Annotated in this window: 22 protein-coding genes; 14 read left to right on the top strand and 8 right to left on the bottom strand. The window is 70.7% G+C overall.

Going from position 1 to position 24,748, the window contains the following annotated elements; all coding sequences use genetic code 11:
- Positions 1 to 58: 58 nt before the first annotated feature.
- Positions 59 to 739, bottom strand: a complete 681-nt coding sequence (locus tag MBA17_RS35315; RefSeq protein ID WP_238501776.1) for a response regulator — start codon at positions 737 to 739, stop codon at positions 59 to 61.
- Positions 736 to 2,397 (bottom strand): sensor histidine kinase, encoded by a 1,662-nt coding sequence (locus MBA17_RS35310; RefSeq protein WP_238501774.1) that lies wholly within the window; start codon positions 2,395 to 2,397, stop codon positions 736 to 738. Before MBA17_RS35310 ends, MBA17_RS35315 begins: the two co-directional genes overlap by 4 nt.
- 105 nt (positions 2,398 to 2,502) lie before the next feature.
- Between MBA17_RS35310 and MBA17_RS35305 the strand changes: the two genes are divergently transcribed.
- Complete coding sequence (locus tag MBA17_RS35305) at positions 2,503 to 3,852, top strand: cation:dicarboxylate symporter family transporter (protein WP_238501772.1); 1,350 nt, start codon at positions 2,503 to 2,505, stop codon at positions 3,850 to 3,852.
- A 121-nt stretch (positions 3,853 to 3,973) separates the two neighbouring features.
- Here the strand turns inward: MBA17_RS35305 and MBA17_RS35300 are convergent, their stop codons facing one another.
- Positions 3,974 to 4,978 (bottom strand): LacI family DNA-binding transcriptional regulator, encoded by a 1,005-nt coding sequence (locus MBA17_RS35300; protein WP_238501770.1) that lies wholly within the window; start codon positions 4,976 to 4,978, stop codon positions 3,974 to 3,976.
- 154 nt (positions 4,979 to 5,132) lie between these two features.
- Between MBA17_RS35300 and MBA17_RS35295 the strand changes: the two genes are divergently transcribed.
- Genes MBA17_RS35295 through arfA form a run of 5 tightly spaced genes read left to right on the top strand, consistent with a single transcriptional unit; the run spans position 5,133 to position 11,925 of the window.
- Positions 5,133 to 6,467 (top strand): ABC transporter substrate-binding protein, encoded by a 1,335-nt coding sequence (locus tag MBA17_RS35295; RefSeq protein WP_238501768.1) that lies wholly within the window; start codon positions 5,133 to 5,135, stop codon positions 6,465 to 6,467.
- Entirely contained in the window at positions 6,467 to 7,402 is a 936-nt protein-coding gene (locus tag MBA17_RS35290; protein ID WP_238501997.1) for a carbohydrate ABC transporter permease, read from the top strand. Before MBA17_RS35295 ends, MBA17_RS35290 begins: the two co-directional genes overlap by 1 nt.
- Entirely contained in the window at positions 7,399 to 8,226 is an 828-nt protein-coding gene (locus MBA17_RS35285) for a carbohydrate ABC transporter permease (protein WP_238501767.1), read from the top strand. Before MBA17_RS35290 ends, MBA17_RS35285 begins: the two co-directional genes overlap by 4 nt.
- Before the next feature lie 4 nt (positions 8,227 to 8,230).
- On the top strand, positions 8,231 to 10,420 hold the full coding sequence (locus MBA17_RS35280) for a glycoside hydrolase family 43 protein (RefSeq protein WP_238501766.1): 2,190 nt from the start codon (positions 8,231 to 8,233) through the stop codon (positions 10,418 to 10,420).
- Positions 10,421 to 10,431: 11 nt separating this feature from the next.
- Positions 10,432 to 11,925: an arabinosylfuranosidase ArfA gene (arfA, locus tag MBA17_RS35275; protein WP_238501765.1), complete on the top strand. Its 1,494-nt coding sequence runs from the start codon at positions 10,432 to 10,434 to the stop codon at positions 11,923 to 11,925.
- A gap of 12 nt (positions 11,926 to 11,937) precedes the next feature.
- On the opposite strand, the gene MBA17_RS35270 is transcribed toward arfA, so the two are convergent.
- Together MBA17_RS35270 and MBA17_RS35265 are read right to left on the bottom strand one after the other, a co-directional pair.
- Positions 11,938 to 12,393, bottom strand: a complete 456-nt coding sequence (locus MBA17_RS35270; RefSeq protein WP_238501764.1) for a DUF3598 family protein — start codon at positions 12,391 to 12,393, stop codon at positions 11,938 to 11,940.
- A gap of 36 nt (positions 12,394 to 12,429) precedes the next feature.
- Complete coding sequence (locus MBA17_RS35265; RefSeq protein WP_238501763.1) at positions 12,430 to 13,485, bottom strand: nitrilase-related carbon-nitrogen hydrolase; 1,056 nt, start codon at positions 13,483 to 13,485, stop codon at positions 12,430 to 12,432.
- Positions 13,486 to 13,790: 305 nt separating this feature from the next.
- Between MBA17_RS35265 and MBA17_RS35260 the strand changes: the two genes are divergently transcribed.
- From MBA17_RS35260 to MBA17_RS35235, 6 genes are read left to right on the top strand one after another with little or no spacing between them, the layout of a single operon-like run.
- Entirely contained in the window at positions 13,791 to 15,602 is a 1,812-nt protein-coding gene (locus MBA17_RS35260; protein WP_238501762.1) for an ABC transporter substrate-binding protein, read from the top strand.
- A gap of 3 nt (positions 15,603 to 15,605) precedes the next feature.
- Positions 15,606 to 16,613 carry an ABC transporter permease gene (locus MBA17_RS35255; RefSeq protein ID WP_238501761.1) on the top strand — a complete coding sequence of 336 codons (1,008 nt, stop codon included), beginning with the start codon at positions 15,606 to 15,608 and terminating at the stop codon, positions 16,611 to 16,613.
- A complete protein-coding gene (locus tag MBA17_RS35250; protein WP_238501760.1) occupies positions 16,610 to 17,515 on the top strand; it encodes an ABC transporter permease in 906 nt (301 codons plus the stop codon). The genes MBA17_RS35255 and MBA17_RS35250 overlap by 4 nt, the downstream gene beginning before the upstream one ends.
- Positions 17,516 to 17,518: 3 nt before the next feature.
- A complete protein-coding gene (locus tag MBA17_RS35245; protein ID WP_238501759.1) occupies positions 17,519 to 18,532 on the top strand; it encodes an ABC transporter ATP-binding protein in 1,014 nt (337 codons plus the stop codon).
- Entirely contained in the window at positions 18,529 to 19,536 is a 1,008-nt protein-coding gene (locus MBA17_RS35240) for an ABC transporter ATP-binding protein (protein ID WP_238501758.1), read from the top strand. The genes MBA17_RS35245 and MBA17_RS35240 overlap by 4 nt, the downstream gene beginning before the upstream one ends.
- Positions 19,537 to 19,541: 5 nt before the next feature.
- On the top strand, positions 19,542 to 20,408 hold the full coding sequence (locus MBA17_RS35235; protein WP_238501757.1) for a GNAT family N-acetyltransferase: 867 nt from the start codon (positions 19,542 to 19,544) through the stop codon (positions 20,406 to 20,408).
- Between the two features lie 2 nt (positions 20,409 to 20,410).
- Here the strand turns inward: MBA17_RS35235 and MBA17_RS35230 are convergent, their stop codons facing one another.
- Positions 20,411 to 21,526 (bottom strand): exo-beta-N-acetylmuramidase NamZ family protein, encoded by a 1,116-nt coding sequence (locus tag MBA17_RS35230; protein WP_238501756.1) that lies wholly within the window; start codon positions 21,524 to 21,526, stop codon positions 20,411 to 20,413.
- 68 nt (positions 21,527 to 21,594) lie between these two features.
- On the opposite strand from MBA17_RS35230, the gene murQ reads away from it, so the two are divergent.
- Together murQ and MBA17_RS35220 are read left to right on the top strand one after the other, a co-directional pair.
- On the top strand, positions 21,595 to 22,524 hold the full coding sequence (gene murQ / locus MBA17_RS35225) for an N-acetylmuramic acid 6-phosphate etherase (RefSeq protein ID WP_238501755.1): 930 nt from the start codon (positions 21,595 to 21,597) through the stop codon (positions 22,522 to 22,524).
- A 178-nt stretch (positions 22,525 to 22,702) separates the two neighbouring features.
- On the top strand, positions 22,703 to 23,779 hold the full coding sequence (locus MBA17_RS35220; RefSeq protein ID WP_238501754.1) for a serine hydrolase domain-containing protein: 1,077 nt from the start codon (positions 22,703 to 22,705) through the stop codon (positions 23,777 to 23,779).
- Positions 23,780 to 23,863: 84 nt separating this feature from the next.
- Here MBA17_RS35220 and nfi read toward each other — a convergent pair whose 3' ends face one another.
- Positions 23,864 to 24,517, bottom strand: coding sequence for a deoxyribonuclease V (gene nfi, locus MBA17_RS35215; protein WP_455432920.1), 654 nt, complete (start codon positions 24,515 to 24,517; stop codon positions 23,864 to 23,866).
- Positions 24,518 to 24,609: 92 nt separating this feature from the next.
- The gene (locus MBA17_RS35210) at positions 24,610 to 24,738 is read right to left on the bottom strand and encodes a cellulose binding domain-containing protein (protein ID WP_238501995.1); all 129 of its coding nucleotides are present in this window, start codon (positions 24,736 to 24,738) and stop codon (positions 24,610 to 24,612) included.
- Between the last annotated feature and the right edge of the window lie 10 nt (positions 24,739 to 24,748).

Raw genomic sequence — 24,748 nt, 5'->3', positions numbered from 1 at the left:
CTGCGGGATGCCGACGTCGGCGTCAGCGGTCGCTGTGCCGTCCAGGATCGGTCAGCTCTCAGCTCGCCGGGTCACGGGTGAGCTGGTAGAGCAGTTCGGGGCGGCCGACCCCGCCGTAGCGCGGGATGCGCCTGGCGATTCCGGTCTCGACCAGGTGTTCCAGGTAGCGGCGGGCGGTGACCCGGGACACGCCGATGGCCGTCCCCGCGGCGTGGGCGGACAGGCCCTCCGCCGCCTTCCTGAGCTCGCCGGCCACGGCCGCCATGGTGTCCTGCGTCATGCCCTTCGGCAGGGCGGTGGCCCCGCGGAGCGTGGCGAGCGCCCGATCCACCTCGCCCTGCCCGCTGACCTCGCCCTGGCCGCCGACCCTCGAACGGAACCACGCATAACGCTCCAGCTTCTCGCTCAGCGCGGCGAACGCGAAGGGCTTGAGCAGGTACTGCACCACGCCGACGGACACCGCTGACCGCACCACGGACAGGTCGCGGGCCGAGGTCACCGCGATGACGTCGATCGGGACGCCGGCCGCGCGCAGCGCCCGGCAGAGGTCCAGGCCGTGCATGTCCGGCAGGTACAGGTCGAGCAGGACCAGGTCCGCGGGGTGACTGCGGAGGAACCGCAGCGCCTCGCCTCCCGACCTGACCACGCCCGCCACCCGGAACCCGGCCATCCGCTCCACGTAGACGCGGTTCGCCTCCGCCGTGATCTCCTCGTCCTCCACGATGAGCACCGAGATCATGAAGCCGCCTCCCCGGGACCGGCCGGCGCGCCCGCCGGGGGAAGCGTGACGGTGAAGACCGCGCCCCCGTGCGACCCGGGCTCGCCGCGGTCGACCTCGACCGTGCCGCCGAGGCGGCGTACGGCCTGGCCGACGAGGGCCAGGCCGAGGCCGCGGCCGTCGCCCTTGGTGGTCCAGCCGCGGCGGAAGGCGTCTTCGGCCGCGGCCGGAGCGAGGCCGGGGCCGCTGTCGGAGACGCGGACGAGTACGGTGCCGCGCTCGGCGCGCAGGTGGACGCGGACCCGGGCGGGAGGGCCGCTGGACACGGCCGCGTCGGTCGCGTTGTCGATCAGGTTGCCCAGGATCGTGACGAGGTCGCGGACGCCGAGCCCGATGTCGCCGAGCTCGCTGTCCGGTGTGATCGACAGCTCCACGCCGCGTTCGGCCGCCTCGGCGGTCTTGCCGAGCAGCAGCGCCGCGAGGGCGGGTTCGCGCACCGCGCCCACCACCCGGTCCGTGAGCTGCTGGGCCGCCTGGAGTTCCGAGGTCGCGAACTGCACCGCCTCGCCGGTCCGGCCCAGCTCGACGAGCGTGATCACGGTGTGCAGGCGGTTGGCCGACTCGTGCGCGGCCGAGCGGAGCGACTCGGTGAAGCCGCGGGCCGCGTCGAGTTCGCCGGTCAGCTCGCGCAGCTCGGTGTGGTCGCGCAGGGTCACCACGGTGCCGAGGGTGCGTGAGCCCGACCGCACCGCCGCCGTGTTGACGACGAGCACGCGGTCGGCGGTCAGGTGGATCTCGTCGGAGCGGTCCTCCCCGCTCGCCAGCGACTCGGCCAGCGAGGCCGGCAGCCCCAGCCCGGCCACGTCACGGCCCTCCGCGTCCGCGGGCAGCCCGAGCAGGTCGCGCGCGCCGTCGTTGCACAACGTCAGGCGGTGCTCGCCGTCCACGAGCAGCAGTCCCTCGCGTACGGCGTGCAGGATCGCGTCGTGGTGCTCGTAGATCCGGCTCAGCTCGGTGGCCGCGAGCCCGTGGGTCTGGCGCCGCAGCCGGAAGGCCACCAGGTAGGCGCCCGCGCCGCCGGTTGTCAGGCCGAGCAGTCCGGTTACCCCGGCGACGCCGATCTGCTCCTGGAGCCTGGCGCTGATCTTCTCGATCGTGATCCCCACGCTCACCAGCGCGCGTACGGTGCCGTCTCGGGACAGGACGGGGGCGACCGCCCTGACCGACTGTCCGAGCGTGCCCGTGTAGGTCTCGGTGAAGGTGGCGCCGCGCAGCGCGGGACCGGTGTTGCCGAGGAAGTGGCCGCCGATCATGGCCGGGTTCGGGTGGGTGTATCGCCGGCCCGCCGTGCTCATGATGGTGATGAAGTCGACCTCGGCGTCCCGGCGGATGCGCTCGGCGTACGGCTGGAGCGTGGTGGAGGGGTTCGCGTCGCCGAGCGCCGCCAGCACGGAGGGCGAGTCGGCCACGCTGATCGCGACCGCGCGCGCCGTCCGGGTGGCCTCGGCGGTGAGGAGATCACGGGTGTGCACGAGGGCGAGCAGGGTGGCCCCCACGACGGTCACGCCGACGACGACGATCTGGAGCAGCAGCACCTGCCGGGCCACGCTCCAGTGACTGACGTGGCTCACGTGGCCCGCGCGGCGGTGGGTGCGCGCCATCTGCTCTCTCACTTTCACGCTTCGATGGTGAACGAAATGAACGCAATGGTGACATAGGTCATAGTCCCTGCGGATAGTCGCTCGAACCGAACCTTCTTCGAGCGATGATCACGGAGACCCCCCATGGCCTCACCCGCACACCCCGTACGCAGGGACAAGACTCATTATCTGTATCTCGCGGTCATCGTGGCCGCGATCGCCGGCATCGCCGTGGGCCTGCTGGCGCCGGACCTCGGCGTCGCACTGAAACCGGTCGGCACGGCCTTCGTCGGGCTGATCAAGATGATGATCAGTCCGATCATCTTCTGCACGATCGTGCTGGGGGTCGGGTCGGTGACCCAGGCGGCCAAGGTCGGCAGGGTCGGCGGCCTGGCGGTCGGCTACTTCGTCCTCATGTCGACTGTAGCGCTCGCCATCGGCCTGGTGGTGGGCAACCTGCTGGACCCCGGCCAAGGGCTGGCGCTGACCGACGAGCTGCGCCAGGCGGCCGAGGCCGAGGCGGCCAAGGGCGGCGAGAGCGACACCGTGGCCTTCCTGCTCGGCATCATCCCGACGACGCTCGTCTCGGCCTTCACCGAGGGCCAGGTGCTGCAGACCCTCCTGGTGGCGCTGCTGGCGGGGTTCGCGTTGCAGGCGATGGGGGACAAGGCGACGCCGATCCTGACCGGGATCGGGCACATCCAGCGGCTCGTGTTCCGGATCCTCGCCATGATCATGTGGGCCGCCCCGGTGGGCGCGTTCGGCGCGATGGCGGCGGTGGTGGGCGCGACCGGGATCGACGCGCTCAGGAGCCTGGCCGTCATCATGTTCGGCTTCTACGCCACCTGCGTCCTGTTCGTCGCGGGCGTCCTCGGGCCGCTGCTGTGGCTGGTGGCCAGGATCGGCCTGCTCTCCCTGTTCCGTTATCTCGGCCGGGAGTTCCTGCTCATCCTGTCCACGTCGTCGTCGGAGTCGGCGCTGCCCCGGCTGATCGCCAAGATGGAACACCTCGGCGTGAGCCGTCCCGTCGTCGGCATCACCGTGCCGACCGGCTACTCCTTCAACCTCGACGGCACGGCGATCTACCTGACCATGGCCACGTTGTTCATCGCCAGCGCCACCGGCTCGCCGCTCGCGCTCGGCGAGCAGATCTCCCTGCTGGTCTTTATGATCATCGCTTCGAAGGGGGCGGCGGGGGTCACCGGGGCCGGCCTGGCCACGCTGGCGGGGGGCCTGCAGTCGCACCGGCCCGACCTGGTGGACGGCGTCGGCCTGATCGTCGGCATCGACAGGTTCATGTCCGAGGCCCGCGCGCTCACCAACTTCGCCGGCAACGCCGTCGCCACGGTGCTCATCGGCACCTGGACCAAGGAGTTCGACGCCGAACGCGCCGGCGAGGTGCTGGCCGGCCGGATCCCGTTCGACGAGTCCACCCTCGTCGACGACCACGCCCCGGCCGAGCCCAGAGAGCTCGAACGCGACGCGGTCACCTGATCCGGTCAGCCCGCACACGTCGGCACACCTGGACGGCCGTCCTCCGATGGGAGGATGGCCGTCCGCCTGGTGTTCCGAGGGGTGACGCGTCGGGCGGTGGCGTCTTGTGGCCGGTGTCGCTCTAGCCGAGGGTGCTCTCGCGGGGGACGAGGCGGTGGCCGGCGCAGAGTTCGCTGGGGTCGGCCGGGGGGCCGGTGAGGCGGGCGGCGAGGAGTGCGATGGCGACGTCGGCGATTCCCGGCTTGTCGGGGGAGACGGTGGACAGGGTGGGGGTGGAGAACCGGCCGTCCTCGATGTCGTCGAAGCCGATCAGGGCCACGTCGTGCGGCACCCGGAAGCCACGCGAGAGCAGAGCGCGCATCGCGCCCAGGGCCAGCGTGTCGTTGAAGCAGAACACCGCGTCGGGGGGTTCGGGGAGGTCGAGCAGGGTGGTCATGGCCGCCGCCCCGTCGGAGCGGTGGAAGGCGTTCACGTGCGCCACGGCGTACTCCGGCAGCCCCGCCGCGGCGAGGGCCTGCCGGTAGCCGCGCAGGCGGAGCCGGGCGGTGACCCCGGCGGCGGAGCGCTGCGCGCCGATCGCGGCGATCCGCTGCCGCCCCAGAGTGATCAGGTGCTGGGTGGCCTCCCGCGCGGCGGCCACGTTGTCGATCGTGACGTGGTCGTACGGCGTGCGGCGGCGCCCGGTGCGTTCGCCGAGGAGCACCATGGGCGTGTCGTCGGACCGGCCGACCAGGTCGGCGGGGGTGAGGGCGAGAGGGCTGAAGAGCAGCCCGTCGATGAGCTGGGCCCGGATGCCGGAGACGACGACCTGCTCCTTGTCACGCTCGCCCTGGGTCTGGTCGATGAGCACCGTCCAGCCACGCCGGTCCGCCGCCGTGAGCACCCGGGTGGCCAATTCGGCGAAGTAAGGGATGGCCAGATCTGGCACGGCCAGCGCGATCACCCCTGAGCGACCCTGCCGCAGGCTCCTGGCCGACAGGTTGGGCAGGTAGCGCAGCGCCTCGATGGCCGCCTCAACCCGGGTGCGGGTCTCCTCACTGACGTGCGGATAGCCGTTGACCACGTTGGACACGGTCTTGATGGACACGCCCGCGTGCTCTGCGACGTCTTTGAGGCGCGGCCGCATGGTGTCCCCTCGTCGATGGTGTCGACGGAACTCTATCCCGTTCCGAGCATCAGTTTACAACGATGTAATGAGTTTCGGCTGTCCCATTTACAACGTTGGTACCAACGATGTAGAAATGCGGCATTCCGACGGGCTCCCCAAGGAGTGAACGACGATGTCCGACCCCCTGATCAATAGACGGCGTCTCCTCGGCCTCGGCCTGGGCGCCGGCGGCGCGCTCGTTCTCAGCGCGTGCGGCGGAGGCGGCGGAGGCCCGAAGGCCGGGGCCACCGCCCCCGCCACCGCGGCGCCGACCTCCTACACCGGCCCCGACGTCTCCCTCTCGTTCTGGAACGGCTTCACCGGCGGCGACGGCCCGGTGATGAAGAAGCTGATCGACAGGTTCATAGGCGAGCACCCCAACATCAAGGTCGCGATGAACGTCTACAAGTGGGAGGACTACTACAAGAAGGTGCCCGCGGCCGTCTCCGCGGGCCAGGGCCCCGACCTGGGCATCATGCACGTGGACAGCGTGGCGACCAACGCGGCGCGCGGCGTGGTGCTGCCACTCGACGACCTGGCCAAGTCGCTCAGCCTCACCGAGGCGGACTTCTCCCCGCCGGTCTGGCAGGCGGGCGTCTTCAAGGAGAGCCGGTACGCGATCCCGCTGGACGTCCACCCGCTCGGCATGTTCTACAACAAGACCGTCATGAAGAAGGCGGACCTCGACCCGGAGAAGCCGCCCCAGACCGCCGAGGAGTACATGTCGGCCCTGGCGGCGCTGAAGAAGGCCGGGATCGAGGGCCACTGGGCCACGCCGTTCGCGTTCACCGGCACCTTCCAGTTCCAGTCGCTGATGTACCAGTTCGGCGGCCAGATGTTCACCGACGACGCCATGGCGGTGAAGTTCGCCGAGGAGCCCGGCGTACAGGCGCTGACCTGGCTGGTGGACCTGGTCAAGCAGGGCTACAGCCCGAAGAACGTCGCCCAGGACGCCGACTTCATCGCCCTGCAGAACGGCCGCGCGGCATTCAACTGGAACGGCATCTGGTGCATCAACACACTCAACGAGATCGACGAACTGGAGTGGGGGGTCGCCCCGCTGCCCCAGATCGGCGCCAAACGGGCTGCGTGGGCCGGCTCGCACCAGTTCGTGGTGTTCAAGCAGCGGACCGACGACCCGAACAAGCTCGCCGCCGCCAAGGTGTTCATCAACTGGATCAGCCAGCAGTCGCTCGAGTGGGCGAAGGGCGGCCAGGTGCCGGCCCGGAAGGTGATCCGTGACGGCGCCGAGTTCAAGGCGCTCAAGGAGCAGGCGGCGATCGGCTCCCAGATCGACGACCTGTTCTTCGCGCCCTCCGTGCCCGGTATCCAGGACCCCGGTCCGATCCTCGACGCCGCGGTGAACCAGGCGATCCTGCTGCGGAAGGCTCCCAAGGAAGCCCTCGCCGAGGCGGCCGCCAAGGCGGACAAGATCCTGGAGCAGAACCGCAAGAAGTACGGCGCGTGATGGTCGGCCAGGCCCTGCGTACCCCGGCTGTGGCGAAGACGACGCCGCCGGGCGGGTCGAAGGTACGGCGGGCGGGACGGTTCACGCCGTACCTCTTCCTCGCCCCGTACCTCCTGCTGTTCGCCGCCTTCGTCGGCGCGCCCGCGGTGTTCGGGCTGTGGATCAGCCTGCACGACTGGGACTACTTGCTGCCGGGCAAGCCGTTCGTGGGCCTGGCCAACTACACCAACCTGTTCGACAGCGCCTCGCTGGTCTTCGAGTCCTTCTGGTCCTCGATGCAGGCCACCGGGATCTTCACCCTGTTCAGCGTGCCGCTGCTGGTGGTGGTGCCGTTCGGCATCGCACTGGTGCTCAACCGGAAGTTCCCCGGCCGCACGTTCTTCCGCGCCGTCTACTTCGCCCCCTACGTTCTGGGCGTCGCGGTGGTGTGCGTGCTCTGGCGGATCCTGCTCGACCCGAACAACGGCCCGGTGAACTACCTGCTGGGCAGTCCCATCCCGTGGGTGACCAACCTGCCGTGGGTGTGGATCTCCCTGGTCGGCATCACGCTGTGGTGGACGCTCGGCTTCAACGCGGTGATCTATCTGGCCGGGCTGCAGGACATTCCGAAGGAGCTGTACGAGGCGGCCAGGGCGGACGGCGCCGGGAGGTGGGCGCAGCTCCGGCACGTGACGCTGCCCGGGATTCGTCCCGTGCTGCTGTTCGTGGTGACCAGCACCCTGCTGGCCTCGGCGAACATGTTCGGCCAGTCGTTCCTGCTGACCAACGGCGCACCGGGCTTCGAGACCCGTACCGCGATCATGTACATCGCCAACGAAGGGCTGAAGGACTACCGGATGGGCAGCTCCGCGGCGATGAGCTACGTCTTCACGTTCGTGCTGATCCTCATCAGCTTGCTGAACTTCCGCCTGTTCCGCACGAAGGAGCGGTCATGAGAGGCGTGCGCCGGGCCGGGTGGTACACCCTGCTGATCGGCCTGACCCTGATCTTCCTCATCCCACTGCTGTGGATGTTGCTGACCTCCTTCAAGACCCAGTCGGAGGCGACCGCCTACCCGCCCACGTTCCTGCCAGGGGAGTTCACCACCGAGGCGTACGCCACCATCTTCGGCGGCGGCTCGCAGACCCCGGTGCTGCGCTGGTTCCTGAACAGCATGATCACCGCAACCGCGCACAGCGCGCTGGTACTCGTGGTGGCGTCCTCGGCGGCCTACGCCCTGGCCAGGCTGGAGTTCCGCGGCAAGCGCACGCTGTTCGCGGTGATCGTGGGCACGCTGCTGGTGCCCGGTTTCACGCTGCTGATCCCGAACTTCCTCATCGTGGACGGCATCGGCTGGCTGGACAGCCTCTGGGCGCTGATCGTGCCCGGCGCGGCCAGCGCCTTCGGGGTCTTCTTCCTGCGGCAGTTCTTCATCGGCCTGCCCCGCGAACTCGACGAGGCCGCGGTGCTCGACGGCGCGAACCACTTCCACATCTTCACCAGGATCGTGCTGCCGCTCTCGCGGCCGGCCCTCGCCACACTCGCCGTGATCAGCTTCCTGGCCAACTGGAACGACTTCATCTGGCCCATCTATGTGATCTTCAGCCCGGAGTACTTCACACTGCCGCCCGGCCTGTCGATCCTGCAGGGCGCCTACACGACCAAGTACCCGGTCATCATGGCCGGAGCCGTGGTGGCCTCGATCCCCGTGCTCCTGCTGTTCGCGGCCACCCAGCGCTACGTCATCGAGGGCGTCTCCCGTACCGGATTGAAGGGCTGACCTGGTGAAACGTGTCATTATCGCGGCCATCGTGCTGTGCCTGCTCACCGCCACCGGCGCGTACGCGGCGGACGACGGCTACACCAATCCCATCTCCAAGGGCTTCGCCGACACCTTCGCCGATCCGGTGATCCTCCGCGGACAGGACGGTCTCTGGTACGCCTACGGGACCTCCGACCCGCTGCGTGAGGGCACCGGGGAGTTCCACCGCATTCCGATCGCGAAGTCGGCCGACCTGGCCGACTGGACCTACGTCGGCGACGCGCTCACCCCGGACGCCCTGCCCTCCTACGCCGCGCAGGGCAGCATGTTCTGGGCTCCCGACGTCCGCTACCTCGACGGCGAGTACGTCATGTACTTCACCGTCACCGACACCACCACCTCGGCGAAGAAGGGGGACTACGGCATCGGCGCGGCCACCGCGCCCACCCCCGCCGGACCCTGGACGCCCAGCGACCGGCTCGTGGTGGAGCCCAGGGCGGCGGGTGACTCCTTCTGGAACACGATCGACCCCGCCCAGCTCACCGACGTGGACGGCAAGAAATATCTCTACTTCGGCGGATATTTCGGGGGCCTCTGGGTGACCGAACTCTCCGCTGACGGCCTGCGGGCCACCGGCGAGCCGACCCGGGTGGCGATCGACAACAAGTTCGAGGGCAGCCACGTGATCCGTCGCGACGGCTACTACTACCTGTTCGCCTCCTCGGCCAACTGCTGCGCGGGCCCGACCACCGGTTACGCGGTCTTCGCCGGGCGGTCCACGAGCCCGCGCGGTCCCTTCACCGACGCCGACGGGCTGCGCCTGGACGTCTCCAGGGCGGGCGGCACCCCGGTCATCGCCCCGAACGGCAACAAGTGGATCGGCACGGGGCACAACGGCCTGCTCACCGACCTGTCCGGGCAGGATTGGCTGGTCTACCACGCGATCGACCGCGCCGACCCCTTCCTCGACGAGCCCTACGGGGTCAACGAGCGCCCGATGCTGATCGACCGGCTCGACTGGATCGACGGCTGGCCCACCGTACGGGCGGGCGCGGGCGCGTCCGAGCGGTCCGAGGCGGGACCGGTCGTCCGAGCGGCCGTACAGGACGGCTTCACGGCCGGCGACCTCGCGCGGAACTGGCGTGGCACCGAAGGCTGGAGCGTCGCGGACGGGCGGCTGCGCGGCCAGGGCGAGCTGACCGCCAAGAAGAGCGTGCCCGCCGACCGCCGGGTCGAGGCCGACCTGCGCGCCGAGAAGGGCAGCCCCGGTCTGCGCGTGGCCGACGGCGTCACGGTACGCATGGCGGAGGACAAGCTCGTCGCCGAGGCGTACGGCAAGCGGGCCGAGGCCGCGCTGCCCGCCGGCTTCGACAGCGGGACGTGGCACAACCTGGCCGTCGAGCTACGCGGGCGCACGCTCACCGCCGAGGTCAGCGAGGCCAGGCTCGGCGAGCAACTCGCCGCCGTACGGCTGGAGACCGCCCGGCCGGCGCGCGGCCAGATCGGCGTGGTCGCCGACGGCGGACCCGTGGAGGCCGACAACGTCAGCGCCGCCCGCCTGCACCGGCCCGTCACCCGCGCCACGCCCACCCCCGAGCCCGGCAGGAAGATCTTCGCCGAGGAGTTCGGCGGGCCGCTCGCGGCAGACTGGGACTGGGTGCGCGAGAACCAGGCGGCGAAGGTGACCGACGGCGCGCTGAGCTGGCCCGTCGAGGGCACCGACCTCGTCGGCGCCGCCAACCGGGCGAGCGTGCTGTTGCGCGACGCTCCCGAGGGCGACTACGTGGTCGAGACCAAGGTGACCCTCGACCTGGGCGAGGACGCCATCCGCAACTACCAGCAGGCGGGACTCGTCGCCTACGCCGGCGACGACGACTTCGCCAGGCTCAGCACCGTCTCGATCTGGAACACCCGGCAGGTGGAGTACGGCCGCGAGCTGAGCTTCGCCGGGAAGCTCTCCTACGGTGGCACGATCATCGGCGCGCCCGCCGCCACCACCTGGTTGCGGCTGGCCCACCGGGTCGATCGCGCCACCGGGGAGCACGAGTTCCGCGCGGCCTCCAGCCGCGACGGCAAGGCGTGGACCTGGGGCGGGGTGTGGACCTTCGGCAAGGACACCGCGCCCAGGATCGGCCTGATCGCCCACGGCGGGGCCCAGCCCGCCGTACCCGCGCTATTCGACTACCTGCGCATCCACCGCGCCGACCGATAGGGAGAACATCCGTGGCGACCGCTCGCCTCACGCTGGACCCAGCGTTCCGCATCGCCCCGGTGAACCGCCGGCTGTTCGGCTCGTTCGTCGAGCACATGGGCCGCTGCGTCTACACCGGAATCTACGAGCCCGGCCATCCCGGCGCCGACGAGCACGGCTTCCGCACCGACGTGCTGGAAATGACCAGGGAGATGGGCGTCGAGGTGGTCCGCTACCCGGGCGGCAACTTCGTCTCCGGCTACCGGTGGGAGGACGGCGTGGGCCCGGTGGCCGACCGGCCCACCCGGCTCGACCTGGCCTGGCAGCAGATCGAGTCCAACCAGTTCGGGCTCGACGAGTTCATGACCTGGACGAAGGAGGCGGGCGTCGAGCCGATGATGGCCGTCAACCTCGGCACCAGGGGCATCCAGGAAGCGTGCGACCTGCTGGAGTACGCCAACCATCCCGGCGGCACCCGGTTGTCGGACCTGCGGATCAAGCACGGCGCGGCCGAGCCGTACGGGATCGGGCTGTGGTGCCTGGGCAACGAGATGGACGGGCCGTGGCAGATCGGGCACAAGACCGCCGACGAGTACGGCAGGCTGGCGGTCGAGACGGCCAAGGCCATGCGCCTGGTGGACCCACGGGTGGAGCTGGTGCTGTGCGGCAGTTCCAACAGTTCGATGCCGACCTTCGGCGCGTGGGAGGCGACCGTCCTCGAACACGCCTATGACGCGGTCGACTACATCTCGCTGCACGCCTACTACGAGGAGAAGGGCGACCTCCAGGGGTTCCTCGCCAGCGCGGTCGACATGGACAGGTTCATCGACGCGGTGGTGGCGACGGCCGACCACGTGGCCGCCAAGCGCCGCAGCCGCAAGCGGATCAACCTGTCCTTCGACGAGTGGAACGTCTGGAACCAGTCGGCGTACACCGGTCGCACCGACGGCGACTACCAGGAGGCGCCGCCGCTCATCGAGGACGACTTCACCGCGGCGGACGCCGTCGTGGTGGGCGACTTCCTGATCACCCTGCTCCGGCACGCCGACCGGGTGAGCATCGCCTGCCAGGCGCAGCTCGCCAACATCATCGCCCCGATCCGCACCGAGGCGGGCGGCCCCGCGTGGCGGCAGACCATCTTCCACCCCTTCGCGCTCACCGCCAGGCACGCGCGCGGCGAGGTCCTGCGGGTCGAGGCCACCGGCCCGCTGATCGACACCGCCAGGCACGGCGAGGCCGAGCAACTCTCGGCGGTCGCCACCAGGGACGAGGAGGGCATCACCCTGCTGGCCGTCAACCGGAGCGCCACCGAACCGCTGGACCTCGTCGCGGACCTGCGCGCGTTCGGCGACGCCCAGATCGTCTCCGCCGTCTGCCTGTCGGATGACGACCCCACCCGGATCAACACCAAGGACGCCGAGTCCACGGTCGTCCCCCGCCCGCTCGCCGACGCCAAGATCGACGGCGGCACCCTGCAGGCTCGTCTCCCCGCGATCTCCTGGACGCTCATCCGCCTCACGACCTGATGCGGGCGAAGGTCATCCAGCGCGACGCTCGGTGATCAAAGTCCTGCGAACGCACACCCCGTGCTCCAGCCACTGCCAGGTGCGGCTGCGGTGCCGGCCGTCGTCGCTGAGCACGATCAGTTCGAAGAGGCGCTGGTCGACTGAGGGATCGGCCGACTTGAACCGCCAGGTGAGGTAGATCGTGTTCTCGTCGAGGCACCAGGTGACGCCCCTGATCCGCTCGGTGTCGAAGATCATGCGCCCGTCCCCGTCGTAGACGCCGGGGAAGGTGTGCACCTCCTCGCGCCCGTCGTCCCAGGTGTACCGGTTGGTCTGCAGATAGTCGTGCGAGCCGTCTGCGGGGAACCGGCAGGTGAGGTGGGAGGCGTGCCGGTCGATCTCCTTTCCGCCGGGGTCGACGTGGACGTAGGCGCCGGTCCACTCGCCCTCGTGCCGGGCGAGCAGCGGCATGCCTTCGCGGATGCCCATGGGTCTCCTGTCGATAGGGGGTGATCGCCTGCGGTCTCACTCGCCGGGCGGGGACTGGCCGAGCGCGGTGCGGAGCCTGGCGATGGTCTCGGCGTGCCGCTGGGCGAAGTAGGCGCGTTCGGGCGGGGCGGAGTCCAGGCCGTTGGGCCGCTCCACGTCGTGGCGCGCGTACTCCTGCGCCCACAGCCCCGTCTTGACCCGGGCGAGCAGGTTCCCCATGCCCGGCCGGGCCCGCTCACGCCGGACCCTCGCCGGGTCGATCTCGGCCATCGCCACGACGCTCTCGCCGGCCCCCGCCGTCGCCAGCGCCCGGCCGCCGGGGTCGATGATCTCCGAACCGCCGTTCGTGGAGTCGGCGCCGATCGGGGTGCCGAGCAGCCCGCCCGAGTTGGCGCTCACCACGTAGGCCAGGTTCTCGCAGGCGCGGGCGCGGCGGGCGATGGCCTTCGGGGTCGGCTCCGGACTGGCGATCTCCGAGGTGGAGTGCACGAAGACCTCGGCCCCGCGCAGTGCGAGGGCCCTGACCAGCTCGGGGTAGAGGATCTCCTCGCTCGCCACGGCCGCGACGTCGCCGATCTCCGTACGCGCGACGGGCAGCACCGCGTCGGCTCCGTAGACGTCGAGGTAGCGGTCCCACACGTCGTACGGCGAGGGCGAGAAGAGGGAGTGCAGCCGCCGGTACCGCAGGACGCAGTCGCCGTTCGGCGCGAGCAGCGTCGAGGCCTGGAAGTAGAGGCCGGGGAAGTGCTCGTCGGTCTCGTAGGCGTTGACGGCCAGGTAGGCCCCGATCCGCTGGGCGAGGGCGCCGAGCCTGTCGTACTCGGGACCGCCGGGCGCGATCGCCGCCTTGGCGGCCCACGCCTCGATCGGATCGCCCATCGGGAAGCCGGTCAGGGCGTACTCGGGAAGCACCACGAGCCGGGTGTCCGGCCCGTGCCAGCCGGCCGCGGCCCTGGCCTGCCCGCCGATCCGGTCGATGGCCGCGCCGATCGCGGCGCGCGCCTCCGTGACGGACAGCCCGTTGACGGCGTGCGTGGCCACCTGGAGCGCGACCGCGCGGTACGGCTGGACCTCGCTGATACTCGGGCTCAAAGCCGTCTCCGGTTGCATAAGGGGCGTGCTGGTGCACGATCCATCAGTGACCCCATCATCCAGGGTGAGCACCCTCTTATACGGATCTTCTGAGTTGATCGGCCGGTGCGTTTCGGCGCACGGCCTTGGTGCTCGCCGGTGCGGCGGCGTGTGTCGTCCGGGACGGGAGGGGATTCGGACGCCCGAGTGCCGAAGGTGAAGGAAAGTTACAAGAGACTCACAACGTGTGGAGATAATTGACGACCGGCTGGAGCGCCGCATAGTGTCCGGGCATTCCCCCTGGTCCCGAGCCCATGGAGCGGTTCATGAAGCGAGTGGCAGCCGTCATGGCGCTGCTGAGTCTTGCTGCTGCCACAGCGTGCAGCGGCAGCACCGGAACGAACAATTCCGCGGCAGGCGGTGGTGTGTACACGACGATCGACGGCTTCAAGCCGGGTCTCGACGTCAACGGGCCGTTCAACCCGTACCATCCGAAGGCCAACGCCTTCAGGGGCTACAACTCCATGTGGCTGGGGTGGAGCAAGAACCATCTGACGGACCCGAACCAGTTCTACCCGGGAATCGCCGCGAGCTGGGACATCGCTCCCGACAACTCCTCGATCACGTTGCACCTGCAGCCGAACAACAAGTGGTCCGACGGCAAGCCCGTCACCGCCGAGGACGTGCGGTTCTCCATCGGCCTGGCGTACACCCAGGGCAGCACGGCCTACTCGATCGACCCCAGCGCGTCGGGCGTGGCCTCCGACATCGAGGTCATCGACGACAAGACGATCAAGGTCACCCAGTCGGCGGAGAACCCGAGCGTCACCTTCGTCCGCGGTGTCATGGAGACCTTCATCGTTCCCGCGCACGTCTGGACCGGGGTGCTGCCCGCAGACTTCTGGGACAAGCTGAAGACCGCGCGCGGCGACGGCCCCGAGGCCGAGGCCGCGGGGGCCGAGATCACCGGGCTGGCCGAGAAGGTCCTCACCTTCGCGCCGCCCAAGGACGTCTCCGCCGGCCCGTTCGTGCTGCAGCGGGTGAACCCCGGCGAGGCGCTGCTGGTCAAGAACAAGAACTTCTACAACGCCGCCAACGTCGCCCCCGACCAGGTCAAGTTCCTCAACTACACGGGCAACGAGCAGATCTGGAACTACCTGGTCGCCGGCAAGCTCGACAACGCGCCGTTCACCGCCGTGCCCGCCGACGTGATGAAGCGCATCACCCAGACGCCCGGCAACGGCGTCGCCAGGGGCTTCTCGCCGGTGGCCGTCTCGATGGCCTTCAACCAGTCGAAGAAGCCGTACGACGACGTCCACGTCCGCCGCGGGCTGGCGCATCTGATCAACCGCGAGGAGGTCACGAAGATCGCCTCGCCGGAGGGCGGCGTCGCGGCCGCCACCACCTCGGGCATGCACCAGCGGGCCACCGAGGCGTGGCTGGGCGCGGAGGCCGGTTCCCTCGAGCCGTACAAGGTCGACGCCGCCAAGGCCGAGGAGGAGTTCAAGGCCGCGGGTATGAAGAAGGCGGACGGCAAGTGGGCGCTGCCCGACGGGAAGCCGTGGAAGGTCACGATCAACGCCCCGGCGCCGTTCTCCGACTGGGTGTCCGGCGCGAAGGCCGTCACCAGCCAGCTCAACGAGGCCGGGGTGGACGCCGAGGTGGTGACCGTCGCCGACTACCCGCTCTATCTGGAGGAGCTCGCCGCCGGGAAGTACGACCTGGGTTTCTGGCTGACCGCGCTCGGCCCCGCGCCGTACAACATCTACCAGCGCCTGTACGGCCCGGCCAACGGCTGGGAACTGCTGGCGGGCAAGCTCAAGCACCACGCGCCCGGCAAGAACGGCAACTGGATGGGCAGCCCGGAGACCATCGACGTCGAAGGACTCGGCAAGGTCAACCCGGGTGAGCTGGCGGTCAAGCTCAACTCCGCCCCCGAGGCCGAGCAGAAGGCGATCATCGGCCAGCTGGCCAAGGCCGCCAACCAGGACCTTCCAGTCATCCAGCTCTGGGACTACGTCAACACCCAGTTCATCAACACCTCGCGCTTCACCGGCTTCCCGAAGGATGAGCACGACTCGCTGCGGCTCACCTCCGGCGTCTGGCTGCAGCTCGGAATGATCAAGAAGAAGCAGTAGCCTATGAAACAGATCGCACGGCGACTCGCGGGCCACCTGGCCCGCGGTCTCGCCATGATCCTGGTGGTCACCACGATCAGCTTCCTGATCATCAGGAGCATTCCCGGTGACCCGATGGCGGCCAAGGCCCAGAAGCTGATGGAACAGGGCATGTCGCCCGAGCAGGCCGACCGCGCCGTCGCGGTGCTCTACGGATTCCTGCCGAGCGGCGGCATGTGGGACCAGTACGTCGACTACATGACGGGCCTGGCCCGCCTCGACCTGGGGCAGTCGCTGACCGTGCCGGGCACCGGCGTGTCCACCGTGCTCCTCGGGGCGGCGCAGTGGACCGTTCTACCGGTGCTCGCCGGGACGCTGCTGAGCTTCCTGCTCGGCGTCACCATGGGCGTCTACGCGGCGATCAAGCGCTCGGGCAAGCTGGGCGACGCGCTGGCCGTCTCGGGGTCGCTGCTGCACGGCGTGCCGCAGTACGTGCTCGCCATGCTGCTCGCCGCGATCTTCACGACGCTGATCCCGATCCTGCCGGCCGGCGGCACCGCCGACATCATGATCGAGCCGGGCTTCAACGCGCCGTACATCGGCTCGCTGATCGAGCACGCCACGCTGCCGGTGGTCACCTACGCGCTGGCCAGCTACGGCGGGTGGATCCTGGCGATGAAGTCGAGCGTGGTCACCGTGCTGGGCGACGACTTCATCCTCGCCGCGGAGTTGCGGGGCCTCAAGCGTTCGTTCATCTTCAGATACGTGGCGCGCAACGCGATCCTCCCGCTGTTCACGATCCTCGCCCTGTCGATCGGGCTGTTGTTCGGCGGCGCGATCTTCATCGAGAAGATCTTCAACTATCCGGGGCTCGGCCTGCTGCTCATCGACAGCATCTCCGGGCGCGACTACGCGCTGATGGGCGGGGCCTTCCTGCTCATCACGGTGGCGATCATCATCGCGAACATCGCCGCCGACCTGCTCTACACCGTGATCGACCCACGGGTGCGCGACGGGGCGGAGAGCTCATGAGTGTGACGATCATGCCGGAGGCGGGCGGCGCGCACGCGACCCTGCGCCGCAACTTCTGGCGCGGCGTCTGGCGGGTGATGAAGCGCAAGCCCAGCCGGCTGGTGGGCGTGGTCATCATGGCCGGGTTCGCCTTCATGGGCATCGCCGGCCCGCTGCTCTATCCCGCCCAGCTGCCCCGCGACACCGACGCGCTCTACGCCCCGCCGAGCTGGCAGCATCCCTTCGGCACCGACTTCGAGGGCACCGACGTGGTCGCGCTGGTCGTCACCGGTTCGCAGTACGTCCTGCTGACCGCCGTGATCACCGCGGTCATCACGGTCGTCCTCGGCACCGGGATCGGGCTGTTCTCCGGGTTCAAGCGCGGCCGGTGGGACACCGTGCTGATGCGGGTCACGGACATGAAGCTGACGATCCCCGGCCTGCCGCTGCTGCTGGTGCTCTCCACGGTGTGGAAGTTCAGCGCCGCGTTCGAGATGGGACTGGTGCTCGGCCTGCTCGGCTGGGGCGGCGTGGCGCGGGCCGTACGGGCGCAGACGCTGTCGCTGCGTGAGCGCGGGTTCATCGAGGCCGCGCGCGGGCTGGGCCTGTCCACCACGCACATCGTCGGGCGCGAACTGCTGCCCAGCATGGCGCCCTACATCGCGATGAACGCGCTGATCGCGGTGACCGGCGCCGTCTACGCCCAGGTCGGGCTGTTCTTCCTGGGCGTGCTGCCGTTCGAGGCCAGCAACTGGGGTGTGATGCTCAACACGGCCGTCTTCGGCGGCGGCGCGCTGACCACGACCGCGGCCCTGCCGTACCTCATGGCGCCGTTGCTGGCGATCCTGCTGCTCACGCTCGGCATCGTGCTCGTCGTCGACGCCATGGACGAGATCTTCAACCCCCGCCTGCGCGAGGAGTAACCGGTGACCAACGCATCCACTGCGCCCGGTGTGCGCATCGGCGACCTCACGGTCGTCTACAAGACCCAGGCGGGGGAGTTGCCCGCAGTCTCCGGGGTCAGCCTCGAGCTGGCGCCGGGGAGTATCACGGGAGTGGTCGGCGAGTCCGGCTCCGGCAAGTCGACGCTGGCGCTCTCGCTGCTCAACGCCGTCCAGTCGCCCGGCAGGATCAGCGGGGGCTCGGTGGAGATCGACGGGCTCGGCGACGTCGTCGGCCTGCGCGGCGAGAGCCTGCGCAAGGCCAGGGGCCGCCACATCGGCTACGTCTTCCAGGCCGCGCAGAACTCCCTGAACCCGCTCAAGACCGTCGGCAAGCAACTCCTCGACCTCGGCCGTTCGCACGGCGTGGACGACCTGCGGGGCCTGGTCCGGGAGGCCAAGGAACTGCTCGGCCGGATGGGCCTGGACGGCGCCCGCGTGCTCGACTCCCACCAGCACGAGCTGTCGGGCGGCATGCGCCAGCGGGTCGGCATCATGCTGGCCCTGGTGCTCAACGCCCACCTCGTCGTGCTCGACGAGCCCACCACCGCGCTCGACATGATCACCCAGGCCACCATCCTGCGGATCATCCGCGAGGTGCACGAGGAGCGCGGCCTCACCACGCTGGTCATCACGCACGACATCGGCGTGGTCGCCGAGGTCGCCGACCGGCTCGCGGTGATGTACGGCGGGCGGATCGTCGAGCAGGGCCCCACCGGCGCGGTGCTCGGCGCGCCCAGCCACCCCTACACCAAGGGCCTGATCAAGGCGATCCCGCGCCTCGTCGGCAGCCTGGACGAGGCCAGGGCACTGCCCGGCCGCCCGCCCACCCTGGCCACCGTCCCCACCACCGGATGCGTGTTCAGGGAACGCTGCGCGGAGCGGATGGACGTCTGCGACAGCGACGACCCGCCCGCGCTCGCGCACGGGGACCGGATCGTCGCCTGCCACGCCGTCGGCACGTCCGAACCCGCCCAACTCCAGGAGGAAGTCGCGTGATCACCGGGCAGGCCATCACCAAGACCTTCAAGCAGCGGGGCAACGTCCTCGACAGCAGGGAGGTCCGGGCGCTGCGCGGCGTCGACTTCGTCATCCCCAAGGGCGGAGCGGCGTCCTTCATCGGGGAGTCCGGCTGCGGCAAGACCACCCTCGGGCGGATCATCGCCGGGCTGGAGAGCCACGACACCGGCGAGATCACCATCGACGGCACCGCGATGTCGTCGCTGCGCCCCCGCGACCGTCAGCCGTACTTCCGCAGGATCCAGCTCATCCACCAGGACCCCTACTCGGCGCTGAACCCCACCCGCACGATCCACCAGACCCTGAACGCGCCGCTCGCGCTGCGGGCCAAGCAGACCGGGCGCTCGCGCGGCTGGATGGACGAGCGCGCGCAGGAGGTGCTGTCGCTGGTCGGGCTCGACGCGGGGAGCGTGCTCGGGCGTTATCCGCACCAGCTCTCCGGCGGCATGCGGCAGCGCGTCGTGATCGCCCGCGCGCTGACCGTGGACCCCGAGATGCTCGTCGCCGACGAAGCCGTCTCGATGATCGACGTGTCGCTCCGGCTGGGCATCCTGGCGCTGCTGAAGGACCTGCGCGAGCGGCTCGGCGTGAGCGTGCTGTTCATCACCCACGACGTGGCGACCGCCCGCTACATCGGCGACGACGGCGAGCTCTACGTGATCTATCGCGGGCAGGTCGTCGAACGCGGCCCGGTCGACACGATCATCTCCGGCCCCGTGCATCCCTACACCCAGTCGCTGCTGTCGGCCATCCCGGTCCTGCACGGCCTGGAGGAGCCGGGGGCGCAGCCGGTGGTGCCGACCGAGGCGCTCGACGAGAGTCACCACGACGAGGGCTGCCTGTTCGCCCGGCGCTGCCCGTTCCGGACCGGGAAGTGCGAGTCGGAGGTGCCGGTGCTCGGCCTGGGCGAGGGGATACCGCAGGAGCACGCCTGCTTCCATCCCGAGCGGCGCGCCGTCGTCGCCCAGCCGGCGGGACGGTGACGGCCGTGGGCGTCCCGATCCGCACGGCCGGCCCCGGCGACGACCTCGCCGATCTCGCCGCCGCCGCCCTCACCCTGGACGCCGCCGAGGCCCCGGCCCTGGTGGCCAGGCTCGCCTCGCCGCCCGCGGACCGCCGCTGGACCACCCTGGTCACCGACGACCTGTCGGGCGCGGTGTTCGCCTCGATGTCGGTACGCGACCCGTCGGCCGGGCATCTCGATCTGCTCGCCGTACACCCCGGCGCGCGGGGCGAGGGCAGGGGCAGGGCGCTGGTCGAGGCGGCGCAGGAGTGGCTGCGCGGGGAGGGCGCGACGCAGGCCCGGTTCGCCGGGAACCCGCCGTGCTACGCGTGGCCGGGCATCGACGTGCGCGCCACCCCCGCCGCCTGCCTCGCGGAGAGCCTCGGTTACCGGCGCGACAGCGTCGCGTGGAACATGACCGCCGACCTGACGGGTGACCTGTCCGTGCGGGACGACCTCGTACGGCTGGCCGCCGAGGGCGTCACCGTGCGGGAGGCCGCGCCGGGCGACCGGGACGGGGTGGCCGGGTTCGTCAGGGAGCACTGGAACGACAACTGGGCCTGGGAGGTCGCCCAGGCGACCGGCTGCCACTACGCGGAACGCGACGGCGAGATCCTCGGCTTCGCCGCCTGGGGCGCCAGGCCCGCGTGGTTCGGCCCGATGGGGACGGCTCCCGCGGCTCGCGGGCTGGGGGTGGGGCGGGTCCTGCTCCGCCGCTGCCTCGCCGACCAGCGGGCCACGGGCCTCACCAGCGCGCAGATCAGCTGGGTCGGCCCGCTCCGCTTCTACTCCCGGGCAGCCGGGGCGCGTGCCGAGAGGGTCTTCTGGCTCTATCGCCGCGACCTCGCCTGATGTCAGGAGTACATCAGTTCCCCGGCCGTCCAGGAACCCGGGTGAACCGGCTCGGGGCACAGGTCGCGAGGGTCCTCGCCCGCCTCCAGCCGCAGGCGCAGCGCGTCGGACCCCCACAGCTTGTCGAGGAACTCGGTGGTGGCGAAGTCGTCCGGGTACAGCGTGCGCAGCAGGTGCAGCATCGACACCCCGGTGAGCACCGGCCGGAACTCCGCCGCGTCGTGGACGTGGAGTTGCACGCCCCGCACGGCCACCCCCGCGTGCTTGTGGAAGGTCGGGGTGAACCAGGTGTCCCTGAACCGCACCCCCGGCAGCCCCAGCCCGTTCAGCTCCGCCGCGAACCGCTCGTCCACGTACGGCGCGCCGACCAGCTCGAACGGCCGTGTGGTGCCCCGGCCCTCGCTCGCGGTGGTGCCCTCGAACAACCCGGTCCCCGGGTAGACGAGCGCGGTGTCCACGGTCGGCATGTTGACCGACGGCATCACCCAGGGCAGCCCCGTCGCGGCGTAGGACATGTCCCTGCGCCACCCCTCCATCGCCACCACCTGGAGCTCGACGCCGAGCTCCCGGTTGACGTGCAGGGCCAGCTCCCCGGCCGTCAGCCCGTGGCGCAGCGGGACGGAGACCCGGCCCACGAAGCTGGCGAACGCGGGGTCGAGCGGCGGCCCCTCGGAGATCACGCCGCCGAGCGGGTTGGGCCGGTCCAGTACGGCGAAGCGCACGCCGAGCCGCCGGGCCGAGGCCATCAGGTCGTACATGGTCCAGATGTAGGTGTAGAAGCGCGTGCCGGCGTCGCAGATGTCGAAGAGCAGTGTGTCGACCTTGGCGGCGGCAACCTGTTCGTCCAGTTCGGCGTCACGCTTCTGGTAGGTGTCGAAAACGGGCAGCCCGGTCGCGGGGTCGGTCTCGTCCTGCCCGCTCACCCCCGCCTGCACGGCCCCGCGCACACCGTGTTCGGGGGCGAACAACGCGGTCAGCGGCACGCCGGCGGCCAGCAGGGCGGGCGCGGACGGGCTCAGATCGGGCAGTACGCCGGTGGGATTCGTGATCAGTCCGAGCCGTTCGCCGGGGACCAGACGCGAATCGGCGGCAAGCAGCTTTACTCCAGTGCGTGACATACGGTCCATTATGAGAAGATAATTTGCATGACGGAACCCTTGGATGAAAGTTAGCGACATGGGACGACATGACTGATCCACTCGCCGGCCTGTCAACGGAGCAGAGCGATCCGCGTTACAGCGCGATCGATCGGCTTCCTACCGAGGAGGTCGCCCGGCTGATGAACGCGGCCGACGCCACCGTGCCGGAAGCCGTGGCGGTGGCGGTCCCCGCCATCACCGCGGCGATCGACGCCATCGCCGACCGGATGAAACGGGGCGGGCGCCTCCTGTACGTGGGCGCCGGGACGTCGGGACGGCTCGCCGTGCTCGACGCCTCGGAGTGCCCGCCGACCTTCGGCACCGACCCCGAACTCGTGCAGGGCGTCATCGCGGGCGGAGTGCCCGCCCTCACCCGCTCCGTCGAGGGCGCCGAGGACGACGACGCCGCGGGCGCCGCCGCGATGGCGGGGCGCGAGGTGGGGCCGCTCGACTCGGTGGTCGGCGTCTCCGCCAGCGGCCGTGCCGCGTACGTGCTGGGCGCCCTCGCCGAAGCCGAGCGCCGAGGTGCCCTCACGGCCTCGATCTCGTGCAACGCGGACTCCCCGCTGTCCGCGGCGGCGCGGCACCCCATCGAGGTGATCGTCGGCCCCGAGGTGGTCACCGGCTCCACCCGCCTCAAGGCGGGCACCGCGCAGAAGCTCGTCCTCAACATGATCTCCACCATCTCGATGATCAAGCTGGGGAGGACCTACGGCAACCAGATGATCGAGCTGTCCGCCATGAACAGCAAGCTGGCCCACCGCGCGGCCCGCATGGTCAGCGACATCACCGGCGCCGACCTCGCCGTCGCCCGCCCCGCCGTCGAAGCCGCCGGCTGGGACGTCAAGGCCGCCATCCTGATGGTCGAGCAGGGCCTCGACGCCGACGCCGCCCGCGCCCTCCTGGCGCTCCACGGCGACCGCCTGGACGACGCCCTCGCAGCCGGGCCCGGGATAGAGGAAGCACGCGGCGCCTGACCCGACCGCCCGGGCGGGGTTTTGAGCGTGTGAAGTGATGGCCCGGCGCGCGGCGGTTGTACGAGCGCGCTGGGGTCGTGGGGCCACACGGTGCTCCGCTGTTCGGTGCCGGCCGTGTTGTGCTGTGCGGTGTGGCGGTGGTGGTCGCCGGCCTGGCGGTTGACGTTGGAGGGTTCGGATGTCCGATCGGCTGAAGGTGATCCTGGAGGCGGCGGTGCCCGCCGTGTGCTCCGCGGCGGTGGCCGTGGTCGCGGTCGAAGGGACCACCGTGGCCACCGTGGCGGCGGGAGAACTGGAGCGTTACTCCGGCCAGGCGGCGGAACTCCTGCCCGAGCGTCCCCCCGCCCGGCATGATTCGATCTTCGATCTCGCGTCGATCACCAAGCTCTTCACCACCGTCGTCGTCCTCTCCCTCGTCGAGGAGGGCCGTCTCGACCTGGACGAGCCGGTCGCCGCCCGCCTCCCGCCCTCGTACGGCGGCGCCCCCGAGGTCACTCTGCGGCACCTGCTCACCCACACCGCCGGCCTGCCGCCCAGCCGCCGGCCCGACCTCGAGATCCCCGGCGACGGTCCGGACGTGCACGCGGCCAGGATGGACACGGTCCTCTCCACCCCGCCGGCGCATCCCGTCGGCGACCGCTACCTCTACTCCGACGTCGGCATGGTGACGGTGGGCCGCGTCGCGGAGATCGCGGGCGGCGCACCGCTCGACGCCCTGGTCCGGGCGAGGATCACCGTCCCTCTCGGCCTGGCGGACACCGGCTACCGTCCCGCCGCCGAGCTGCGCCCCCGCATCGCCGCCACCGAGGACAAGCCCGAGCGCCCGGAGACCGGCTGTGTCCGCGGCGAGGTCCACGACGAGACGGCGTACGCTCTGGGCGGTGTCGCCGGCCACGCCGGGATCTTCGCCACCGCCGGCGACGTGACCCGCTTCGGTGAGATGCTGCGCACCGGCGGCGCCCCCATCCTGCGCCCGGAGACCGTCGCCGAGATGACCCGCGACCACCAGGTCAAGGGATCCGTCTTCCGGCACGGCCTCGGCGTGCGGATCGGCGACCCCGGCATCACCGGGCCGCTGACGGACGCCTTCGGCCACTCGGGATTCACCGGGACGTCGCTGGTGATCGACCCCGCGGGCCGCCTCACCGTCGTCCTCCTCACCAGCAGCGTCCATCCTCTGCGCGGCCGCCCCGGCATCCGCGATCTCCGCCACGCCGTCGCCGCGGAGGCCCTCGGACTCGCCACCGGCCGATGACGCCGGCCCGCACGCCGCGCCGCCGGATCGGCTCGCCGGGGTACGTCGCCCGTCTCGTGGGGGACCGGCCGCTTGACCATCCGGTCAGCGGCGGGAGAGCCGGTCGGCCTGTCTGATGGGCTCGGGCAGCCGGAACGACGGGGTGAGATCCAGAATGTGGCGGCAGGCGTTGTCCAGGCTCATGCGGTGGCCCTGCGACACGTAGACCGGCTTGACGTCGTCGCGGGTGCGCAGGGCACGGCCGATCACCTCATCGCCGTCGAGGATCGGCGCCCACGCTCCCCTCGCGGGCGCGGGCGGGTCGTTGCGGCCGATGAAGGAGGTCTTGCCGACGCCGACGCAGGGCAGGTCGGTCAGCACGCCGAGGTGGCAGGCGAGGCCGAACCGGCGCGGGTGCGCCACGCCGTACCCGTCGCAGACGAGCAGTTCGGGACGGACCGTCAGCTTGTCCAGGGCGTCGAGGAGGGGCGGCAGCTCACGGAAGGCGAACAGGCCGGGCACGTAGGGGAACATGGCGTGCCCGGTGACGACGGCCTGGTCGGCGATCTCCAGGGTGCGGGCGTCGAGGACCACGACGGCGGCCGTCAGCTCGTCGTCGCTCCGGTAGGCCACGTCGAGCCCGGCGACGAACTCCACGTCGTCCGGCCCGGGGTCGTCCAGGTCGGCCAGTGGCCGCAACCGCTCCTGGACGGCCTCGGCTTCGGCGACGGTGGCGGGCGGGCCGGGAAACGCGATCACCAGTGGAGCCTACGGCAGCCGGCGTCGGCCCCGTCCGAGCGCGGTCCCGCCCACCAGGGGGTACGGCGGTCGCCGTACCCCCAGGGCGTGTGTCAGCTGGTCGTGCAGGTGTAGGTGGTGGGGGTCTGGGTGTTGCCGCTGGGGCGGGTGGCCTGGTAGCCGAAGGCGGTGGTGGCGCCGGGGGCGAGGGTGGAGTTGTAGGGGAGGCCGCGGGCGGTCACGGTCTGGCCG

The sequence above is a fragment of the Dolomitihabitans soli genome (genome assembly GCF_022213955.1).
Lineage (GTDB): Bacteria > Actinomycetota > Actinomycetes > Streptosporangiales > Streptosporangiaceae > Streptosporangium_A > Streptosporangium_A soli.
The sequence above is the reverse complement of the archived record's forward strand: the minus strand, read 5'-3'. Positions and strand labels throughout refer to the sequence as shown.